The sequence below is a fragment of the Serratia sp. 2C06 genome (genome assembly GCF_050037615.1).
GTDB classification, from domain to species: domain Bacteria; phylum Pseudomonadota; class Gammaproteobacteria; order Enterobacterales; family Enterobacteriaceae; genus Serratia; species Serratia ureilytica.
On record NZ_CP188299.1, the window covers coordinates 3,381,874 to 3,403,140 of the forward strand.

General features: G+C 59.4%; 17 protein-coding genes, 3 tRNA genes and 1 other RNA gene. 11 read left to right on the forward strand and 10 right to left on the reverse strand.

What is annotated here, in order from left to right; translation table 11 throughout:
* The first annotated feature begins 32 nt into the window (after window positions 1-32).
* Complete coding sequence (ppsA, locus tag ACP3TA_RS16800; RefSeq protein ID WP_033652719.1) at window positions 33-2,411, forward strand: phosphoenolpyruvate synthase; 2,379 nt, start codon at window positions 33-35, stop codon at window positions 2,409-2,411.
* Window positions 2,412-2,520: 109 nt separating this feature from the next.
* Here ppsA and rprA read toward each other — a convergent pair.
* An RNA gene (rprA, locus tag ACP3TA_RS16805) (antisense sRNA RprA) lies at window positions 2,521-2,630 on the reverse strand.
* A gap of 260 nt (window positions 2,631-2,890) precedes the next feature.
* Window positions 2,891-3,991, reverse strand: a complete 1,101-nt coding sequence (ydiK, locus tag ACP3TA_RS16810; protein ID WP_042784360.1) for an AI-2E family transporter YdiK — start codon at window positions 3,989-3,991, stop codon at window positions 2,891-2,893.
* Between the two features lie 245 nt (window positions 3,992-4,236).
* Between ydiK and ydiJ the strand changes: the two genes are divergently transcribed.
* Both ydiJ and menI read left to right on the forward strand, forming a co-directional pair.
* The gene (gene ydiJ, locus ACP3TA_RS16815; protein ID WP_116286372.1) at window positions 4,237-7,293 is read left to right on the forward strand and encodes a D-2-hydroxyglutarate dehydrogenase YdiJ; all 3,057 of its coding nucleotides are present in this window, start codon (window positions 4,237-4,239) and stop codon (window positions 7,291-7,293) included.
* Window positions 7,290-7,706, forward strand: coding sequence for a 1,4-dihydroxy-2-naphthoyl-CoA hydrolase (menI, locus tag ACP3TA_RS16820; RefSeq protein ID WP_016927938.1), 417 nt, complete (start codon window positions 7,290-7,292; stop codon window positions 7,704-7,706). The genes ydiJ and menI overlap by 4 nt, the downstream gene beginning before the upstream one ends.
* Window positions 7,707-7,751: 45 nt before the next feature.
* Here the strand turns inward: menI and ACP3TA_RS16825 are convergent, their stop codons facing one another.
* A complete protein-coding gene (locus tag ACP3TA_RS16825) occupies window positions 7,752-8,156 on the reverse strand; it encodes a hypothetical protein (RefSeq protein ID WP_004931369.1) in 405 nt (134 codons plus the stop codon).
* 525 nt (window positions 8,157-8,681) lie between these two features.
* Here ACP3TA_RS16825 and sufA point away from each other — a divergent pair.
* The 7 genes from sufA (at window position 8,682) to ACP3TA_RS16860 (ending at window position 15,602) form a co-directional block, all read left to right on the forward strand.
* A complete protein-coding gene (gene sufA / locus ACP3TA_RS16830; RefSeq protein WP_004931368.1) occupies window positions 8,682-9,053 on the forward strand; it encodes a Fe-S cluster assembly scaffold SufA in 372 nt (123 codons plus the stop codon).
* A gap of 14 nt (window positions 9,054-9,067) precedes the next feature.
* A complete protein-coding gene (gene sufB, locus ACP3TA_RS16835; RefSeq protein ID WP_206195912.1) occupies window positions 9,068-10,564 on the forward strand; it encodes a Fe-S cluster assembly protein SufB in 1,497 nt (498 codons plus the stop codon).
* Window positions 10,565-10,607: 43 nt separating this feature from the next.
* Complete coding sequence (gene sufC / locus ACP3TA_RS16840) at window positions 10,608-11,354, forward strand: Fe-S cluster assembly ATPase SufC (protein WP_016927936.1); 747 nt, start codon at window positions 10,608-10,610, stop codon at window positions 11,352-11,354.
* Window positions 11,329-12,615: a Fe-S cluster assembly protein SufD gene (sufD, locus tag ACP3TA_RS16845; protein ID WP_046686958.1), complete on the forward strand. Its 1,287-nt coding sequence runs from the start codon at window positions 11,329-11,331 to the stop codon at window positions 12,613-12,615. Before sufC ends, sufD begins: the two co-directional genes overlap by 26 nt.
* The gene (gene sufS, locus ACP3TA_RS16850) at window positions 12,612-13,838 is read left to right on the forward strand and encodes a cysteine desulfurase SufS (protein WP_047026201.1); all 1,227 of its coding nucleotides are present in this window, start codon (window positions 12,612-12,614) and stop codon (window positions 13,836-13,838) included. The genes sufD and sufS overlap by 4 nt, the downstream gene beginning before the upstream one ends.
* Before the next feature lie 35 nt (window positions 13,839-13,873).
* Window positions 13,874-14,290, forward strand: a complete 417-nt coding sequence (sufE, locus tag ACP3TA_RS16855; RefSeq protein ID WP_033642907.1) for a cysteine desulfuration protein SufE — start codon at window positions 13,874-13,876, stop codon at window positions 14,288-14,290.
* A 298-nt stretch (window positions 14,291-14,588) separates the two neighbouring features.
* Complete coding sequence (locus ACP3TA_RS16860; RefSeq protein ID WP_033652724.1) at window positions 14,589-15,602, forward strand: L,D-transpeptidase family protein; 1,014 nt, start codon at window positions 14,589-14,591, stop codon at window positions 15,600-15,602.
* Window positions 15,603-15,742: 140 nt separating this feature from the next.
* On the opposite strand, the gene ACP3TA_RS16865 is transcribed toward ACP3TA_RS16860, so the two are convergent.
* The 7 genes from ACP3TA_RS16865 to ACP3TA_RS16895 form a co-directional block, all read right to left on the reverse strand.
* Entirely contained in the window at window positions 15,743-15,979 is a 237-nt protein-coding gene (locus tag ACP3TA_RS16865; RefSeq protein ID WP_004931354.1) for a major outer membrane lipoprotein, read from the reverse strand.
* A gap of 308 nt (window positions 15,980-16,287) precedes the next feature.
* The gene (pykF, locus tag ACP3TA_RS16870; protein WP_033642909.1) at window positions 16,288-17,700 is read right to left on the reverse strand and encodes a pyruvate kinase PykF; all 1,413 of its coding nucleotides are present in this window, start codon (window positions 17,698-17,700) and stop codon (window positions 16,288-16,290) included.
* Between the two features lie 393 nt (window positions 17,701-18,093).
* Window positions 18,094-18,399 (reverse strand): cupin, encoded by a 306-nt coding sequence (locus tag ACP3TA_RS16875; RefSeq protein ID WP_046686960.1) that lies wholly within the window; start codon window positions 18,397-18,399, stop codon window positions 18,094-18,096.
* A gap of 121 nt (window positions 18,400-18,520) precedes the next feature.
* Window positions 18,521-18,597, reverse strand: a tRNA-Val gene (locus ACP3TA_RS16880).
* A 20-nt stretch (window positions 18,598-18,617) separates the two neighbouring features.
* Window positions 18,618-18,694: transfer RNA gene (locus tag ACP3TA_RS16885), tRNA-Val, on the reverse strand.
* 20 nt (window positions 18,695-18,714) lie between these two features.
* Window positions 18,715-18,791: transfer RNA gene (locus ACP3TA_RS16890), tRNA-Val, on the reverse strand.
* A gap of 181 nt (window positions 18,792-18,972) precedes the next feature.
* Window positions 18,973-20,349, reverse strand: a complete 1,377-nt coding sequence (locus ACP3TA_RS16895) for an MATE family efflux transporter (protein ID WP_033642911.1) — start codon at window positions 20,347-20,349, stop codon at window positions 18,973-18,975.
* 239 nt (window positions 20,350-20,588) lie between these two features.
* On the opposite strand from ACP3TA_RS16895, the gene ACP3TA_RS16900 reads away from it, so the two are divergent.
* Window positions 20,589-21,239 carry a riboflavin synthase gene (locus ACP3TA_RS16900; protein ID WP_033642912.1) on the forward strand — a complete coding sequence of 217 codons (651 nt, stop codon included), beginning with the start codon at window positions 20,589-20,591 and terminating at the stop codon, window positions 21,237-21,239.
* The last annotated feature ends 28 nt before the right edge of the window (window positions 21,240-21,267 follow it).

Genomic DNA, 21,267 nt, shown 5'->3' on the forward strand with positions numbered 1-21,267 from the left:
TTACCCTACTGATAGCAATAAGGATTGTCTCGATGTCCAACAATGGCCCAGACTTGCGTAATGTGCTTTGGTACAACCAGCTTGGCATGCACGACGTTGACCGTGTCGGCGGCAAAAACGCTTCCCTCGGTGAAATGATCACCAATCTTTCCGATTTGGGCGTGGCCGTGCCGAACGGTTTTGCCACCACCGCGCAGGCGTTTAACGATTTCCTCGAACAAAGCGGTGTTAACCAGCGCATCTATCAGTTACTGGATCAGACTGACGTTGACGACGTTGCACAACTGGCCAAGGCCGGTGCCCAGATCCGCCAATGGGTGATCGACACGCCGTTCCACGCCGAGTTCGAGCGTGAAATTCATCAGGCTTACCAACAGCTCGCCGACGGCGAACCGGAAGCCTCCTTTGCGGTGCGTTCCTCCGCCACGGCGGAAGACATGCCGGACGCTTCCTTCGCCGGCCAGCAGGAAACCTTCCTCAACGTGCAGGGCATCGACGCCGTGATGGTGGCGATCAAGCACGTGTTCGCGTCGCTGTTCAATGACCGCGCCATCTCTTATCGCGTGCACCAGGGTTACGACCACCGCGGCGTCGCGCTGTCGGCGGGCGTACAGCGCATGGTGCGCTCCGATCTGGCCTCCTCGGGCGTGATGTTCACCATCGACACCGAGTCCGGCTTTGATCAGGTGGTGTTCATCACCTCCGCCTTCGGTCTGGGTGAGATGGTGGTGCAGGGCGCGGTGAACCCGGATGAGTTCTATGTGCACAAGCCGACGTTGCAAAAAGGCAAGCCGGCGATCGTGCGCCGCAACCTGGGCTCGAAAAAAATCCGCATGGTGTACGCGCCGTCGCAGGATCACGGCAAGCAGGTGCGCATCGAAGACGTGCCGGAAGCGCAGCGCAGCCGTTTCTCGCTGACGGATGAAGAAGTGCAGGCGCTGGCGCAGCAGGCGATCCTGATCGAAAAACATTACGGTCGCCCGATGGATATCGAGTGGGCGAAAGACGGCCATACCGGCAAGCTGCTGATCGTGCAGGCACGCCCGGAGACCGTACGCTCCAACGAGCAGACCATGGAGCGCTACCAGCTGAACGGCTCCAGCCCGGTGCTGGTGGAAGGCCGCGCCATCGGCCACCGCATCGGCGCCGGCCCGGTGAAAGTGATCCACGACATCAGCGAAATGGATCGCATCCAGCCGGGCGACGTGCTGGTGACCGACATGACCGACCCGGACTGGGAGCCGATCATGAAGAAGGCCGCTGCGATCGTCACCAACCGCGGCGGGCGCACCTGCCACGCGGCGATCATCGCCCGTGAGCTGGGCATTCCGGCGGTGGTGGGCTGTGGCCACGCCACCGACGTGCTGAAAGACGGCCAGAAAGTCACCGTATCCTGTGCGGAAGGCGACACCGGCTTCGTTTACAGCGACATGCTGGACTTCAGCGTGCAGAGCTCCGAAGTGACCGAACTGCCGGATCTGCCGCTGAAGATCATGATGAACGTCGGCAACCCGGATCGCGCTTTCGACTTCGCGCGTTTGCCGAACGAAGGCGTGGGCCTGGCGCGGCTGGAATTCATCATCAACCGCATGATTGGCGTGCACCCGCGCGCGCTGCTGGAGTTCGATCAGCAAACGCCGGCGTTGCAAAACGAAATTCGCGCGTTGATGCAGGGCTATGACCACCCGGTCGAGTTCTACGTCGGTCGTTTGACCGAAGGGATCGCGACGCTGGGCGCCGCCTTCTGGCCGAAGCGCGTGATCGTGCGTCTGTCCGACTTCAAATCCAACGAGTACGCCAACCTGGTGGGCGGCGACAAGTATGAACCGCACGAAGAGAACCCGATGCTGGGCTTCCGCGGGGCCGGCCGCTACGTGGCCGACAGCTTCCGCGATTGCTTCGCGCTGGAGTGCGAAGCGGTGAAACGCGTGCGTAACGAAATGGGGCTGACCAACGTCGAAATCATGGTGCCGTTCGTGCGCACCGTGGCGCAGGCGGAAGCGGTGGTGGCCGAGCTGGCGCGTCAGGGGCTGAAGCGCGGCGAAAACGGGCTGAAAGTGATCATGATGTGCGAGATCCCGTCCAATGCGCTGCTCGCGGATCAGTTCCTTGAGCACTTCGACGGCTTCTCCATCGGCTCCAACGACATGACCCAGCTGGCGCTGGGGCTGGATCGCGACTCCGGCGTGGTGTCGGAACTGTTCGACGAACGCAACGACGCGGTGAAAGCGCTGCTGTCGATGGCGATCCAGGCGGCCAAACGCCACGGCAAATACGTCGGTATCTGCGGCCAGGGGCCGTCCGACCATGAAGACTTCGCCGAGTGGTTGATGGAGCAGGGCATCGATAGCCTGTCGCTCAATCCGGATACCGTAGTGCAGACCTGGATCAACTTGTCGAAAAAGAAATAAGGCTTCGGCGTTGCTAAGGCATTAATACCCGGCCGCAGTTTACGCTGCGGCCTTTTTATTTCTGAATGTAAATAACGGCGCGTTAAATAATCAATTTGGCGAAAAAAGAATAAAAAAAAGCCCATCGTAGGAGATGGGCAAAGACTACACACAGCAATTCACATGTATGGCATTACATTGTTCAGAAAGGTTGCTTTAAAATCAGTGATTTGAAGCAATAGATGGCCATAATACTAGATATTTGAACGCGACTAGTCATTAAGAATCATCCTAATCGATAGCGGTATCACCATTTATTTGCGGGCGTTATCTCTTTTTGCATTTTGCAGCAAACACGGATTTACATTGCACCTTTCCATTTGCCGCGCCTTAATCAATAAACAACGGCATTATATTTGGCGAAGATATTACCCGAATGAGGTAGGCGTAGTGAGAGGGGAAACTCTTCCGCCCGGCGATGCGGGCGGAAGGGAGGGCGATTAACGTTTTTCCAGTTCTTCGATCACTTGCTCCGGCGCGGTGGTCGGCTCCGGCGCTTCATCCATCCAGGCGGTCAGCAGTCGATAAGACACCGCCAACACCACCGGGCCGATGAACAGGCCGATCATGCCGAAGGCCAGCAAACCGCCGATAACGCCGGACAGGATCAGCAGCAGCGGCAGATCGGCGCCCATGCGGATCAGCACCGGGCGCAGCACGTTATCCAGCGTGGCCACCACGCAGCTCCAGACCAGCAGCACGGTGCCCCAGGTGGTGTCGCCGTGCCAGTACAGCCAAATGATGGCCGGCACCAGCACCAACAGCGGCCCCAATTGCGCCACACAGCAGATGAAGATCAGCATCGTCAACAGGGTGGCGGCCGGAATGCCGCTTACCGCCAGACCGATGCCGCCCAGCACCGACTGCACCAGCGCCGTCACTACCACGCCCAGCGCGACCGCGCGGATCGCCTGGCCGCCCAGCAGCACCGCCGCATCGCCGCGCGCGGAACCGAGGCGTACCGCAAAGTGACGGATACCCAGCGCGACCTGTTCGCCGCGCGCGTACAACAAGGCGCTGAACAGCAGCATCAGTGCGCAGTGCAGCAGCAGGCGGCCGATATGCGCCGCCTGCGCCACGAACCAGGTGGCGGTCTGGCCGAAGTATGGCTGTACCTTCGCCAGCAGCGCGGCGCCGCCGGCGTTAACCAGCGTATGGTAGCTGGTATAGAGCTTGTCGCCGATCATCGGGACGGATTGCAGCCAGGCGAGGTCGGGAATATGCAACTTGCCTGGCGAGCTGGCCCAGGCGATCAACGGCGCGCTGTTATCCACCACGCTGCTGATCAGCAGGGAGATGGGCAGAATGAACAGCAGGATCAACAGCAGGGTCATGACCAGCACCGCCAGCGAGCGGCGTCCCCACAGCAGCTTTTGCAGTTTGAGTAGCAGCGGCCAGGTGGCGATGACCACCATGCCCGCCCAGGCGAAGCCGAGAATAAACGGTTGGATCACCCAGAAACAGGCGACGATCATGATGGCGATAAACAGCACGCCGAAAATAATTCGCGGTAAGTCGTAACGCGATTGCGGGAGTGGCATCAGTGGGTTCTCATCCTGGTCAATTAAATCCCTGGCACCGGCGAATCGGGGTGCCTGTCGGTCGGTTTATCACCGCCGGGCGGCCGCCTGTGGCGGCGCTCGCAGGGCGGTAATAATGTGAATGCCTTCACTAAACGAGTATGTTAGTTTTTAGTGTCACTAAAAAATAGGGTGGGTCTGAATTAAAGGCCCGATTCAGCGTACATCAGCGCATAAAAAATAGACGGACAGGGTCAAAAAAGCGAATGATCCCACAGATTTCTCAGGCGCCCGGCCTCGTTCAACGGGTGCTCGACTTTTTGGAAGCACTGAAGCAAAACGGATTCAACGGCGATACCGCCACCAGCTACGCCGACCGGCTGACGATGGCCACCGACAACAGCATTTACCAGCTGTTGCCCGATGCGGTGGTGTTTCCCCGTTCCACCGCCGACGTGGCGCTGATCGCCCGCCTGGCGGGGGAAGAGCGTTTCAATACGCTGACCTTCAGCCCGCGCGGCGGCGGCACCGGCACCAACGGTCAGTCGCTCAATACCGGCATCGTGGTCGATATGTCGCGTCATATGAACCGCATTCTGGAGATCAACGTCGAACAGGGCTGGGTGAAAGTCGAAGCCGGGGTCATCAAGGATCAGCTGAATCAATATTTGCGGCCGTTCGGCTACTTCTTCTCGCCGGAACTGTCCACCAGCAACCGCGCCACCTTGGGCGGCATGATCAATACCGACGCCTCCGGCCAGGGCTCGCTGGTATACGGCAAAACCTCCGATCACGTGTTGGGCCTGCGGGCGGTGCTGCTGGGCGGCGAGATGATCGACACCCGCGCCATGCCGACGGCGCTGGCGGAAACGATTGCCCTGGAAGAGACAGCCGAAGGGCGCATCTACCGCACGGTGCTGAATCGCTGCCGCGAGCAGCGCGCGCTGATCCTGGAAAAATTCCCCAAACTCAACCGCTTCCTCACCGGTTACGATCTGCGCCACGTGCTGAGCGACGATCTGCAAACCTTCGATCTGACGCGCATCCTCACCGGTGCGGAAGGCACGCTGGCCTTTATCACCGAAGCGCGGCTGGACATCACGCCGCTGCCGAAGGTGCGTCGTCTGGTTAACGTGAAATACGACTCCTTCGACTCGGCGCTGCGTAATGCGCCCTTTATGGTCGAGGCCAAGGCGCTGTCGGTGGAAACCATCGACTCCAAGGTGCTGAATCTGGCGCGTGAAGATATCGTTTGGCATTCGGTAAGCGAACTGATCGCCGACGTGCCGGACAAAGAGATGCTTGGGCTGAACATCGTCGAATTCGCCGGCGACGATCGCGCGCTGATCGACGGCCAGATGGAGACCCTGTGCCAACGGCTGGATGAACTGATCGCCCAGCGGCAGGCCGGCGTGATCGGGTACCAGATCTGCGGCGACCTGGCGGGCATCGAGCGCATTTACAACATGCGCAAGAAGGCGGTCGGGCTGCTGGGCAACGCCAAAGGGCGCGCCAAGCCGATCCCGTTCGCCGAGGATACTTGCGTGCCGCCGCAGCACCTGGCGGACTATATCGTCGAGTTCCGCCAACTGCTCGACGACCACAAGCTGAGCTATGGCATGTTCGGCCACGTCGATGCCGGGGTGCTGCACGTGCGTCCGGCGCTCGACATGTGCGACCCCCAGCAGGAAGTGCTGATGAAGCAGATCTCCGATCGGGTGGTGGCGCTCACCGCCAAATACGGCGGCCTGCTGTGGGGCGAGCACGGCAAGGGGTTCCGCGCCGAGTACAGCCCTGAATTCTTCGGGGAAACGCTGTACGAGGAGCTGCGCCGCATCAAGACGGCGTTCGATCCGGATAACCGTCTTAACCCGGGCAAGATCTGTGCGCCGCTGGCGGTGGATGCGCCGATGATGCAGGTGGATGCGGTCAAACGCGGCACCTTCGATCGCCAGATACCGGTCGAGGTGCGCACCTCGTTCCGCGGCGCGCTGGAGTGTAACGGCAACGGTCTGTGCTTCAACTTCGACGTGCGCAGCCCGATGTGCCCGTCGATGAAGATCAGCGGCAACCGCATCCATTCGCCGAAAGGGCGGGCGACGCTGGTGCGCGAGTGGCTGCGTCTGTTGGCCGAGCAGGGCGTCGATCCGTTGGCGCTGGAGAAACAGCTGCCGCAGCAGCGCCTCAGCTTGCGCGGTCTAATCGAGAAAACCCGCAACAGCTGGCATGCCGGCAAGGGCGAGTACGACTTTTCGCACGAAGTGAAAGAGGCGATGTCCGGCTGTCTGGCCTGCAAGGCCTGTTCCACCCAGTGCCCGATCAAAATTGACGTGCCGGGGTTCCGTTCGCGCTTCCTGCAGCTTTACCATACCCGCTACCTGCGCCCGGTGAGCGACTACATGGTCGCCGGCGTAGAGAGCTATACCCCGTTGATGGCCCGCGCGCCGAAGGTGTTCAACTTCTTCTTCCGCCAGCCGTGGCTGCGGGAGATGAGCCGCAACGCCGTCGGCATGGTCGATCTGCCGCTGTTGTCCAGCCCGACGCTGCGTCAGCAGCTGTCAGGCCACCGGGCGACCACGCTGACGCTGGAACAGTTGGAAGGGTTGAACGCCGAGCAACGCGAAGAACACGTGCTGATTGTTCAGGATCCGTTCACCAGCTATTACGACGCCAAAGTGGTGGCGGATTTCGTTCGGCTGGTGGAAAAGCTCGGCTATAAACCGGTGCTGCTGCCGTTCTCGCCGAACGGCAAGGCGCAGCATGTGAAGGGCTTCCTGACGCGGTTCGCCCGCACCGCGCGCAAAACCGCCGATTTCCTCAACCGCGTGGCGCAGCTCGGCATGCCGCTGGTGGGCGTCGATCCGGCGCTGGTGCTGTGCTATCGCGACGAATACCGCGAGATCCTCGGCCCCGAGCGCGGCGATTTTCAGGTGCAGCTGGTGCATGAATGGCTGCAGCAGCGGATCGCGGATCGCGCCGAACAGCCGGCGACCGGCGAACCCTGGTATCTGTTCGGTCACTGCACTGAAACCACCGCGCTGCCGGCCAGCGGCCAACAGTGGGCGGCGATCTTCGCCCGCTTCGGCGCCAAACTGGAGAACGTCAGCGTCGGCTGCTGCGGCATGGCCGGCACTTACGGCCATGAAGCCAAGAACCTGCAAAACTCGCTCGGTATTTATGAGCTATCATGGCATCCGACGCTGCAGCGTTTGCCGCGTCAGCGCTGCCTGGCGACCGGCTATTCCTGCCGCAGCCAGGTGAAACGCATTGAGGGCAATGGCGTGCGCCACCCATTACAGGCACTTCTGGAGATGATTGAGTGAAATTGTGGAAACGTGAAACATCGCTGGAGCAGCTGAACCGCGCCGGCGACGGCTGCATGGTCAGCCATGTGGGCATCGAGTTTACTCAGCTGGGCGAGGATTTCCTGGAAGCCACCATGCCGGTGGACGGCCGCACCCGGCAGCCGTTCGGGCTGTTGCACGGCGGGGCGTCGGTGGTGCTGGCGGAATCGATGGGCTCGATGGCCGGCTACCTGTGCAGCGAAGGCGAACAGAAGGTGGTAGGGCTGGAGATCAACGCCAACCACCTGCGGGCGGTGTTCGATGGCCAGGTGCGCGGGGTGTGCCGCGCACTGCACGTTGGCCGCCGTCATCAGGTGTGGCAGATAGAGATCTTCGACGCGCGCGATCGGCTGTGCTGCACCTCGCGTCTGACCACGGCGGTCATCGACTGATCCCCGCCGGTTTCCGCAGGCGATCGGCCTGCGGAGCGCTTCGTTTTACAGCTGAAACGGCACGCGTTTGACGAAGTCCTTCTGAAACGCGTTCGCCTTCTCCCAGGTGCCTTCCATCGCATATTTTTGGCAGATCAGCGTCAGCGTGTGGCGGGCGAAGTGGTAGCTTTGCACCCGAAACAGCTGGCAGCGCTGCGGATTGTTGATCTCGACGATCAGCCGGTTGTGCAGCTTGCTGAGCGCGTGCAGATAGCTGTCATCATCGCCGTTCTCCAGGCAAAGATTGGCCATGGTGAGGCTGACGCTGTTGTACCGCTTCAGATGATCAATATTGCATTCCGGGCGGCGCAGCGCCGCTTCGGCCATATAAAAGTCCACCGTGGCGTCGCGCACGCTGAATTTGTAGTCATCAATCTTGCCCAGCAACCATGCGTTGATCGAAAGAGTCATTGGCTTCGCGCTCAAATTCAAATTGAATGATAATCATTATCATATAAACTGCCGCGTTGCCGATCAATCCCCGTGGCGGCGTTTTTTCATTCCATGGGGGTAAAAGGCCATCGACGGCCCAACTTAACCCAGAGCGACTAAACTTTAACTTAAAGGCCGCGCCTTGCGCCGCGGCGCAAAATGCCGATAAACGCACATTTACGACAGACAGAATGCAGAAATAGGTATTTTCTATGAATGTTTAGATCGGCAACGCACCGCGGCGCTGTAACGCTGACGGGCCACCGGGGAGTGCGGTACGGTGATGCAGGATAAAGAACAAATTCATAGGGATAGCATGCACGCCTTGCCGCCACACGCCGCAAGCCGCCACGGATGTCCCGCTGGCTTGCCGCACGCCGCAGCGAAAAACCGCGCTCGCGGCGGATACCCCCGCAAAACAAACGGTTGAAGTGATAATCGTTATCACTAACATATAAGTAACCCAGATTGGCTGTGGCCAAACACGAGTGTGAGGTAGACCCTATGCAAACGGAAAATGTCGGCACTTTTTCTTTGGACGAGAATGTCTGGCAAGGCATTTCGCTCAGCGACAGCGCCGTACGACAAATAACGAAACTGATGCAGCAGGATCCGCAGGTGAAAGGGCTGCAGCTAGGGGTAAAACAATCCGGCTGCGCCGGCTTTGCCTATGTGCTGGATCTGACCCGCGAACCCGCCGATGACGATCTGCTGTTTGAGCGCGACGGCGCCAAACTCTATGTGCCGCTGAAGGCGATGCCGTTTATTGACGGCACCACGGTAGATTATGTCCGCGAAGGGCTGAATCAGATATTCAAATTCAATAACCCTAAAGCTCAGCATGCCTGCGGGTGCGGCGAGAGTTTTGGCGTTTGAGCGATGCAATCAACATGACACGAAGCAATGTAGAAATGCCTAATGAAGTGCAGGCTTGGGTCAGCGAAGGTCGCTACAAAGAAGGTTTCTTCACCCAGCTGGCAACCGATGAGTTGGCCAAGGGCATCAACGAAGAGGTGGTGCGCGCTATCTCGGCCAAGCGCAACGAACCCGAGTGGATGCTGGAATTCCGCCTCGAGGCCTACCGCGCCTGGCTGCAGATGGAAGAGCCGCACTGGCTGAAGGCCAATTACGAACGCCTTAACTACCAGGACTACAGTTATTATTCGGCGCCGTCCTGCGGCAGCTGCGACGACGCCTGCGGTTCGCAGCCCGGCGCCGAGCAGCAACCGGGCGCGGCGACGGAAAAAGATTACCTGACCAGCGAAGTGGAGCTGGCGTTCAACCAGCTCGGCGTGCCGGTGCGCGAGGGCAGCGAGGTGGCGGTGGATGCTATCTTCGACTCGGTCTCGGTCGCCACCACTTACAGTGAAAAACTGGCGGAGAGCGGGGTGATCTTCTGCTCGTTCGGCGAAGCGATCCAGGAATACCCGGATCTGGTGCGCCAGTATCTGGGGCGCGTGGTGCCGTCCAACGATAATTTCTTCGCCGCGCTGAACGCCGCGGTGGCCTCCGACGGCACCTTCGTCTACGTGCCGAAGGGCGTGCGCTGTCCGATGGAGCTGTCGACCTATTTCCGTATCAACGCCGCCAAAACCGGCCAGTTCGAGCGCACCATTCTGATCGCCGACGAAGGCAGCTACGTCAGCTACATCGAAGGCTGTTCCGCCCCGGTTCGCGACAGCTATCAGCTGCACGCGGCGGTGGTGGAAGTGATCCTGCATAAAGACGCCGAAGTGAAATACTCGACGGTGCAGAACTGGTTCTCCGGCGGCGAGAGCAAGGGCGGCATCCTCAACTTCGTCACCAAGCGCGCGCTGTGCGAAGGCGCCGGCTCGAAAATGTCCTGGACCCAGTCGGAAACCGGCTCGGCCATCACCTGGAAATACCCGAGCGTGATCCTGCAGGGCGACAATTCGATCGGCGAATTCTTCTCGGTGGCGCTGACCAGCGGCCATCAGCAGGCGGACACCGGCACCAAGATGATCCACATCGGCAAAAACACCAGGTCGACCATCATCGCCAAAGGCATTTCCGCCGGCCACAGCGAGAACACCTATCGCGGCCTGGTGAAAATCCTGCCGGGGGCGGAAAACGCCCGTAACTTTACCCAGTGCGACTCGATGCTGATCGGGCCGGACAGCGGTGCCCACACGTTCCCTTACGTTGAAGCGCGCAACAACAGCGCGCAGCTGGAGCACGAAGCCACCACCTCGAAGATTGGCGACGACCAGCTGTTCTACTGCTTGCAGCGGGGCATCAGCGAGGATGACGCCATTTCGATGATCGTCAACGGTTTCTGCAAGGACGTTTTCTCCGAGCTGCCGCTGGAGTTCGCCGTCGAGGCGCAGAAACTTTTGGCCATCAGCCTGGAACACAGCGTGGGCTAATCGCCGCATTTTTAGCGCCGTCGGCGCTATCTGAGGACACAGCATGTTAAGCATCAAGAATTTGAAAGTCAGCGTGGAAGGCAACGAGATCCTCAAGGGATTGGATCTGGAGATCAAACCGGGCGAAGTGCACGCCATCATGGGGCCGAACGGCTCGGGTAAGAGCACGCTGTCCGCCACGCTGGCCGGGCGTGAAGAGTACGAAGTGACCGAAGGGGAAGTCACCTTCAAGGGCAAGGATCTGCTGGAGCTGGATCCGGAAGATCGCGCGGGCGAAGGCGTGTTCCTGGCGTTCCAGTACCCGGTGGAGATCCCCGGCGTCAGCAACCACTTCTTCCTGCAGACGTCGGTCAACGCGGTGCGCAAATACCGCGAACAGGAGCCGCTGGATCGCTTCGATTTCGCCGATTTCATCGAAGAGAAGATCGCGCTGCTGGATATGCCGGCCGATCTGCTGACGCGTTCGGTCAACGTCGGTTTCTCCGGCGGCGAGAAAAAGCGCAACGACATTCTGCAGATGGCGGCGCTGGAGCCGGATCTGTGCATTCTCGATGAAACCGACTCCGGTCTGGACATCGATGCGCTCAAAATCGTCGCCAACGGCGTCAACTCGCTGCGGGACGGCAAGCGCGCCTTTATCATCGTCACGCACTACCAGCGCATTTTGGACTACATCCAGCCGGATTACGTACACGTGCTGTCCCAGGGGCGCATCGTCAAATCCGGCGATTTCTCGCTGGTGAAACAGTTGGAGGAGCAAGGCTATGGCTGGCTTACCGACCAACAGTAACGCCAACGCGTTGCAGCAGCTGTATCGTCTGTTCGAAGGCCGCGGCGGCGAGCGTTCGCCCCATGCGCTGGCGCACTGGCAGCAGGCGCTGAGACTCGGCTGGCCGACGCGCAAACATGAGAACTGGAAATACACGCCGCTCGAGGGGCTGCTGGAGCAGCAATTCCTTGAGCCGCAGCCCGCATCCGTGAACGCCGCGCAGCTCGAGGCGCTGGCGCTCGGTATCGACGCCTGCCGGCTGGTGTTTATCGATGGCCGCTACAGTGCCGCGCTCAGCGATGGCGATCTGGGCGACTACCAGTTCGAGCTGACCGCCTACGGCACGCCGCAGGCGCTGCCGGAGCCCATTCAGCCCGAAGTCTTCCTGCATCTGACCGAAAGCCTGGCGCAGGAAACCAGCCTGATTCGCTTGCCGGCCGGCAAGGCCCCGGCTCGTCCGTTGTACCTGCTGCATATCAGCAGCGGCCGCGGCGTGACGGGGGAAGTGAATACCGTGCATCATCGTCATCATCTGGAGATCGGGCGCGGGGCCGAGGCGGAAGTGATTGAACACTATGTCAGCCTGGGCGAGGCCGCGCACTTTACCGGCGCGCGCCTGACCGCCAACGTGGCGGACAACGCCGGGCTGTTGCACTGCAAGCTGGCGTTTGAAAGCCGGCCGAGCTACCACTTTGCCCATAACGATCTGGTCATCGGCCGCGACGCGCGGGTGAAAAGCGACAGCTTCCTGTTGGGCGCAGGCCTGACGCGCCACAACACCAGCGCGCAGCTGAACGGCGAAGGTGCCAATCTGGTGATCAACAGCCTGGTGCTGCCGGTGGGCAAGGAGATCTGCGATACCCGCACCTATCTGGAACACAACAAGGGCTACTGCGAAAGCCGCCAGCTGCATAAAACCGTGGTCAGCGATCGCGGCAAAGCGGTGTTCAACGGCATGATCAAAGTGGCCAAACACGCCATCAAAACCGACGGGCAGATGACCAACCACAATCTGTTGTTGGGGAAAGTGGCGGAAGTGGATACCAAGCCGCAGCTGGAGATCTACGCTGACGACGTCAAGTGCAGCCACGGCGCCACCGTGGGGCGTATCGATGAAGAACAGCTGTTTTATCTGCAGTCGCGCGGCATCGACAAACGCGCGGCGCAGCAGATGATTATCTTCGCCTTCGCCGCCGAGCTGACCGAAGGCATCGCCAACGACACCATCCGGGAACGGGTGCTGGCGCGCATCGCCCAGCGCCTGCCGGGGGAGGCTGCATGAGTTATCCGATTGAACGCGTGCGTGGTGACTTCCCGCTGCTGGCGCGCGAGGTGAACGGCCAACCGCTGGCCTACCTCGACAGCGCCGCCAGCGCGCAGAAACCGCAGACGGTGATCGACCGCGAACTGGATTTCTATCGCCACGGCTATGCCGCGGTGCATCGCGGCATCCACACCCTGAGCGCCGAGGCGACTCAGCAGATGGAAGCGGTGCGGGAACAGGCGGCGCGCTTTATCAACGCCGCCTCGGCGGAAGAGATGGTGTTCGTCAAGGGCACCACCGAAGGCATCAACCTGGTGGCCAACAGTTTTGGCCGCCACCGGCTGCAGCCGGGCGACGCGATTCTCATCACCGAGATGGAGCACCACGCCAACATCGTGCCCTGGCAGATGCTGGCGCAGGAGCGCGGTCTGCAGCTGCGGGTTTGGCCGCTGCAGCCCGACGGCACGCTGGATCTGGCGCAGTTGCCGGAACTGATCGACGCGTCCTGTAAACTGCTGGCGCTGACCGAGGTCTCCAACGTGCTGGGCACCGTCAACCCGGTGCGCGACATCATCGCCCGCGCCAGAGCCCTGGCGCCGGATCTGACCGTGCTGGTGGACGGCGCGCAGGCGGTGATGCACCAACGCGTCGATGTTCAGGCGCTGGACTGCGATTTCTACGTATTTTCCGGGCATAAGCTGTATGGCCCTTCCGGCATCGGCATGCTGTATGGGCGCCAGGCGCTGCTGCAGCAGATGCCGCCGTGGGAAGGGGGCGGTTCGATGATCCGTCAGGTCAGCCTGACGGCGGGCACCACCTTCGCCGATCCACCCTGGCGCTTCGAGGCCGGTTCGCCGAACACCGCCGGCATCATGGGGCTGGGCGCGGCGTTCGATTACGTCGAAGCCCTGGGGCTGAATGCGATCCGCGATTATGAACAGTCGCTGATGCATTACGCGCTTGAGGCGCTCAAGCAGGTGCCGACGCTGAAAATCTATGGTCCGGCGCATCGGGCCGGGGTGATCGCCTTCAATTTGGGGGAACACCACGCCTATGACGTCGGCAGCTTCCTCGATCAGTACGGCATCGCTATTCGCACCGGCCACCATTGCGCCATGCCGCTGATGGCGTTTTATCAGGTGCCGAGCATGTGCCGCGCGTCGCTGGCGTTATATAATACCCGCGAAGAGGTGGACCGGCTGGTGGCCGGGCTGCAACGCATTCATCAGCTGTTAGGCTAGCCGGGGCGCGTCCTCGGCGGTACAAAAGGATCCCCATGGCGAATTTGCCGGACAAAGACAAATTGGTGCGTAATTTCTCCCGCTGTTTGAACTGGGAGGAGAAATACCTGTACGTGATTGAACTCGGCGCCAAATTGCCGCCGCTGGACGAGGCCGAGCGGCAGGCCGAGAACCTGATTTCCGGCTGCCAGAGCCAGGTGTGGATCGTGATGCGCTGCGATGAGCAAGGGCAGGTCGAATTCCATGGCGATAGCGACGCGGCGATCGTCAAAGGGCTGCTGGCGGTGGTGTTTATTCTTTATCGTCAATTGACGCCACAGCAAATCGTCGAGCTCGACGTGCGGCCGTTTTTCACCGAGCTGGCGCTCAGCCAACATCTGACGCCTTCGCGCTCACAGGGGCTGGAGGCGATGATCCGCGCCATTCGCAGTAAAGCCGCTCAGCTGGCCTGATCCTTAACGCCACTGCTCTTTAAAGGCTCATTGATATATTCGCTTTGTCAATGAGTCTTTACAATACACCGTTTCCCCTAGGGATTATCCCCCAATTCAGTGATATTTCAGCAGCTTACCCATTGACGTTTCGTTGACAATCAACGACGGCGATTACGTTATAACGTGTTGATTTTTAGAGAACTTATTGCCTTTGATGCCAGCGTTGCTAGTATTAATCAGGTATTGTCTGATTTACCCACCGCCAGGCGCTCGTTAGCCTTGGGGGCGAACCGTCATAAAAAATATAGGGATGATAATGAAACGTGCGTTGAGTTTAATGGGCATGGTCTTCGCCACCGTACTGGCCGGCACGCAGGCCGCCAGTGCGACCGAATACCCGCTGCCGCCGCCGGACAGCCGTCTGATCGGCGAAAACACCACTTATACCGTGCCAAACGACGGCCGTCCGCTGGAGGCGATCGCCGCCGACTACAAGATTGGCCTGCTGGGCATGCTGGAAGCCAACCCCGGCACCGATCCGTTCCTGCCTAAGCCGGGTACGGTGCTGACCATTCCGACCCAAATGCTGCTGCCTGACACCAAGCGTGAAGGGATCATCGTCAACCTGGCCGAGCTGCGCCTTTACTACTATCCGAAAGGCGAGAATAAAGTGATCGTCTATCCGATCGGTATCGGCCAGACCGGGATGCACACGCCGCTGGAGGTGACTTCCATCAGCCAAAAGATCCCTAACCCGACCTGGACGCCCACCGCCAACATCCGCAAGCGCTATCAATCCCAGGGCGTGACGCTGCCTGCGGTGGTGCCGGCCGGCCCTGAGAACCCGATGGGGCTGTTCGCCCTGCGTCTGGCGATGGGGCGCGGTGAATACCTGATCCACGGCACCAACGCCAACTTCGGTATCGGCATGCGCGTCAGCTCCGGCTGTATTCGCCTGCGTCCGACGGATATCGAGGCGCTGTTCAACATGGTGCCGCGCGGTACGCGGGTGCAAGTGATCAACGATCCGGTGAAGATTTCGGTCGAGCCGGACGGCAAACGCTATGTGGAAGTGCACCAGCCGCTGTCGCGGGTGGAAAGCGACGATCCGCAGACCATGCCGATCGCGTTGTCTAAAGCGGAGAAAGCCTTTGCTGCCGATGGGCAAACCGATCGCGCCGTGTTCGATAGCGCGGTTGTACGCCGCTCTGGCATGCCGGTGCTGGTCAACGTAGGGGAGAGCCCGTCTGAGGTGAGTTTAACGCCTGCAGCGGCTCCTGCGGCGAATAAGAGCCCATTCAAGGCAGCGCCAATCAGCTCGGTGAACTAAGTTTGCCGGATTGAGCGGTCGAAGAGGGGTTCAGCGTGCTGAACCTCTTTTTTTTGCCCGCCGCGCTGGAAAGCCCAGGCCGACAAACAGACAAAAAAAACGGCGCACAATGTGCGCCGTTTTCAATAACCAAAGCTATCTTACTTTTTGTAAGCGTGAGCTTGGTTGTCCAGACGCTGGTTAGCGCGTGCTGCGTCGTCTTTAGCCGCTTGAACGTCAGAACGCATTGCGTTCACGTCGTTGCTCAGCTGATCAACTTTAGCGTTCAGAGTCTGAACGTCAGAAGACAGTTGATCGATTTTAGCGTTGCTAGAGCAGCCAGCCAGCAGAGTGGAACCCAGGATTACCGCGCCCAGTACCAGTTTAGTACGATTCATTATAACACCCTCTAGATTGAGTTAATCTCCATGTAGCGTTACAAGTATTACACAAACTTTTTTCGAAAGAGAATAATTTTTTAGTGTTGAGGTGCTTTATTTTGATCGTTCGCTCAAACTTGCATCTGGTTTTACAAATTAGTTAAAAAAACGAGGGAAAACAGCCGGCTTCCATGGGACTACTCCGATTTGTTATTAGCTAAATAATGAGCAGATCGCGGTTGCGTTTTGAGAAAAATAGTTTACTGCCGATAAAAAAAACGCCGCAAAGCGGCGTTTTGATCAAGATAATTATGTCACGTTTTATATTACAGCACGTGTACCGAGGCGGTGTTGGTGGTGCCGCTCGGCACCAGCGCGCCGGAAACCATCACCACGACGTCGCCTTTTTGCGCCAGGCCGCTGGCCAGCGCGGCTTCTTTACCAATGCGGTAGAAGTCATCGGTGGAGGCGATTTCTTTGACCATCTGCGGGATAACGCCCTTGCTCAGCACCAGCTGATGCGCGGTGGTCTGGTTGGTGGTCAGCGCCAGGATCACGGCGTTCGGGAAGTATTTACGCACGGATTTCGCTGACTTGCCGCCGCTGGTGGCGACGACGATCAGCGGCGCGTCCAGTTTTTCGGCGGTTTCAACCGCGCCGCGGCATACCGCTTCGGTGATGCGCAGCTTGCGGCGATCGTTCAGGGTATCGATGCGGCTTGGCATCACGCGATCGGTGCGTTCGCAGATGGTCGCCATGATGTTGACCGCTTCCAGCGGGTATTTGCCCTTGGCGCTTTCGCCGGACAGCATGACGGCGTCGGTGCCGTCCAGAATGGCGTTGGCGACGTCACCGGCTTCCGCACGGGTAGGGCGCGGGTTCTTGATCATGGAATCGAGCATCTGGGTGGCGGTGATCACCACTTTACGCGCACGGTTGCATTTTTCGATCATCATCTTCTGGGCGAAGATCACTTCTTCTACCGGGATTTCAACGCCCAGATCGCCGCGGGCAACCATGATGCCGTCGGACGCTTCGAGAATTTCGTCGAAGTTGTTCAGGCCTTCCTGGTTCTCGATCTTGGAGATGATCTGGATCTGCTCGCCGCCGTGCGCTTTCAGGTGCTCGCGGATCTCCAGCACGTCGGAGCGTTTACGGATGAAGGACGCCGCCACGAAGTCGACGCCTTGCTCGCAGCCGAAGATCAGGTCGCGTTTGTCTTTCTCGGCCAGCGCAGGCAGCTGGATGGACACGCCCGGCAGGTTGACGCCTTTGTTCTCGCCCAGGTCGCCGTTGTTCAGCACCTTGCAAACGACTTCGTTCTCGGTCACGTTGGTGACTTCCATGCCGATCAGGCCGTCGTCAACCAGCACGGTGTTGCCGATCTTCAGGTCGGCGGCGAAGCCGGCGTAGGTCACCGCCACGCGTTCGCTGTTGCCGATCACGCTCTGGTCGGTGGTGAAGGTGAAGGTTTGGCCGGCGACCAGAGAGGCGTCTTTGCCGCCTTCCAGTTTCATGGTGCGAATTTCCGGGCCTTTGGTATCCAGCAGGATGCCGGCGTTGATACCGGTTTTCGCCATCACGGCGCGCATGTTCTTGATGCGGTTGCCGTGCTCTTCATAGTCGCCGTGAGAGAAGTTGAGACGCATCACGTTCATGCCCGCATTGAGCAGGTTGGTCAGCATTTCTTCCGATTCGGTTTTTGGACCGATGGTACAAACAATTTTGGTCTTTTTCATGGCGGAGTTTTCTACAAGTTGTGATGGATAAAAAAACGAATTTGACCGGCGTTGTTTACGCCGATAGGGAATTTGAGCCGTGCCTGGTGGTGAAAAACATAGTTAAGGATAGGTGACGACAGTTGATGTGGGGCGGAAAAATTCAGCCCGCGCGGGGGCGCGGGGATGCTGCGCAACGGGGTGAGATTAAATCGTGTTGTTATTGCGTTTTCGCAGATCAAGGGCTGAAACCATTCAACTGATAGACGTTGCGCATTATAAAGGCTAAGCGGCGGGAAACAAAATAAAAAACCGCGGCGGTGCGGCGGATATGTCAAAACGAGGGCAAATGTGGCGCAAATGCAACGCGTTGCGTACGGCTTGTTGCGCAAATAACCTTGCTGTAAATGCGGCTTAGCGCGTTTGCGGGATTTCCAGCAGCACACCGGCGCTCAGGCAGAAGCAGCCGCTGGCGACGTTGGCCGGCAGGGTCAGGCTCTCGCCGGTCCGCACTATCCGCGTGTCGCCGCCGAGGGTGAACTCGAATTCACCCGATATCACCCGGGTTTGCAGCGCGTGCGCGGGCTTTTGCAGCTGGCCGAAGGCCCCGGTCTCGAAACGCACTTCCGCTGCCGGCGAACCGTCGCTCATCACGCCTTCACGACGGGCAAGGCCATTGTCGAGCGGTAAAAAGGGGGTGTTGGCGGTGAAGGTGGTCATGTGGCGTTCCTGATGGCTGATGGCGATAGTTCGGCGCAATCGACATGAAAAATCGAGCGGTCGGGCAGAGACGAAACAGCGAGAATTATAACGCGATAGGGGGAGAGGTGAATCAGCAATATGGTGCGTCCGAGTGGACTCGAACCACCGACCCCCACCATGTCAAGGTGGTGCTCTAACCAACTGAGCTACGGACGCACTGCACTGCTTCTGAAATTTGGTGCGTCCGAGTGGACTCGAACCACCGACCCCCACCATGTCAAGGTGGTGCTCTAACCAACTGAGCTACGGACGCACTGTACTGCTTCTGGAATTTGGTGCGTCCGAGTGGACTCGAACCACCGACCCCCACCATGTCAAGGTGGTGCTCTAACCAACTGAGCTACGGACGCATCTTTTCCTGTCTGTCATGGCTGACAGCGGGGACGAATATTAACGAGCTACCCGCGTGCTGGCAAGGGGAAAAACGCAATTTTATTCGGTATTTCACGCGATTGCTGAGGTTGTGCGCAGACAGGCGTTTTTTTCCGCAACCCGCTGCCCGGCCGGGGAGAAAACCGGCCGGGAACGGACTCAGCGGGTAGAACGCTGCAGGATGACGGTGGTCGGCTGTTTCTGCAGCCAGCGCATGCGCAGCGCCATCATGATGGCGGCGAAGGTCAGGCCGATGATAAAGCCGATCCAGAAACCACTCGGCCCCATCGCCGGCACCACCGCATCGGTCAGCGCCAGCAGATAGCCGCTCGGCAGGCCCAACACCCAGTAAGCGATGAAGGTGATGAAGAAGATCGCGCGAGTATCTTTATAACCGCGCAGCACGCCGCTGCCGATCACCTGGATTGAATCCGAGATTTGATACAGCGCCGCCAGCAGCATCAGCTGCGAGGCCATCGCCACCACCGCCGGGCTGTCGTTGTACAGCAGGGCGATCGGTTCGCGGAAGGTGGCGGTAAACAGCGCAGTGCAGACGGCCATGGTGATGCCGACGCCGATGGCGGAGTATGCGGCGACGCGCGCGCCTTCTACCGACCCTTCTCCCAGACGATAACCGACGCGAATGGTGGCGCCGACGCCCAGCGACAGCGGCAACACGAACATCAGCGCGCTGAAGTTAAGCGCGATCTGGTGGCCGGCGACCGCGACGATCCCGAGCGGCGATACCAGCAGCGCCACCACGGCGAACAGGGTGACTTCGAAGAACAGCGCCAGCGCCACCGGCATACCGATGCCGATCAGGCGCTTCAGCGCCGCCCAGTCAGGGCCGCCGAGATCGCCTGTCTGGCGCTTGATGTCGCGCTGCGACGGTGCGCGCTTCACGTACCAGCGCATCATCAGGAACATGATCCAGTAGACGCTGCCGGTGGCGACGCCGCAGCCCACGCCGCCCAGTTCCGGCATGCCGAACTTGCCGTAGATAAAGATGTAGTTGATCGGGATATTCACCAGCAGGCCGAGGAAGCCGATCACCATGCCGGGCTTGGTTTTGGACAGCCCTTCGCACTGGTTGCGCATCACCTGGAAGAACAGATAGCCCGGCGCGCCCCACATGATGGCGTGCAGATAACCGACGGCTTTATCCGCCAGCTGCGGATCGATGTTGTGCATCATGTCGATGACGAATTTGCAGTTATACAGCACGACGATCAACAGTACGGAAACGCCGGAGGCCAGCCAGAAGCCCTGACGCACCTGATGGGCGATGCGATCGCGACGGCCGGCGCCGTTTAACTGGGCGATCACTGGGGTCAGCGCCAGCAGCAGGCCGTGACCGAACAGGATGGCCGGCAGCCAGATAGAGGTGCCGACCGCAACCGCCGCCATATCGGTGGCGCTGTAAGCGCCGGCCATGATGGTATCCACCACGCCCATGGCGGTTTGCGAGATTTGCGCGATGATCACCGGGATAGCGAGAGCCAATAAACTACGCGCTTCAATTAAGTACTTCTGCACGCATACACCTTTCTATTTTATATATGTGGGAGGGAGGGCTGCCGCGAGAGGACAACAATTAAAATAGCGGAATTTTGTCAAAAATATTGTACCTGCTCGGCGTCGTTAAGCAAACGCCGCAGATAAATAGTTATTAAATGCGCAGGGACGCGTTTTTTGCCGTCGCGGATTTGGTTTTCAGCGCCAACTGGGGCAAACTGCCGGAAGCGTTTTAATCTATTGAGTAAGAAGAGGCACATATGTTCACCGGTATCGTACAAGGCACCGCGCCGCTGGTCGCCATTGATGAGAAACCCAATTTCCGCACCCATGTGATCGAGATGCCTGCAGAACTGCTGCCGGGGCTGGAGCTGGGCGCGTCGGTGGCCCATAACGGCTGCTGCCTGACCGTCACCGCGGTGGAAGGCAACCGCGTCAGCTTCGATTTGATCAAGGAAACGTTGCGCCTGACCAACCTCGGTGATCTGGCGTTGGGCGACATCGTCAATATCGAGCGCGCGGCGAAATTCAATGATGAAATTGGCGGTCATTTGATGTCCGGCCATATTATCTGCACGGCGGAAGTGGCCAAAATTTATACCTCGGAAAATAACCGTCAGGTATGGCTGCGCATGCCGAATGCGGAATTGATGAAATATGTGCTGCACAAAGGTTTCATCGGCATCGACGGCATTAGCCTGACCATCGGCGAAGTGGTGAATAACCGTTTCTGCGTGCATCTGATCCCGGAAACCCTGGAGCGCACTACGCTGGGTAAAAAACGCCTGGGCGATAAGGTGAACATCGAGATCGATCCGCAGACGCAGGCGGTAGTGGACACCGTCGAACGCGTGCTGGCCAATCGGGAAGCGACGCTGGCGGCGGCGGTGGCGCCGGCGCACAAAGACTGACAGCGATTCGGGCGTTGCCGCCGGAGTC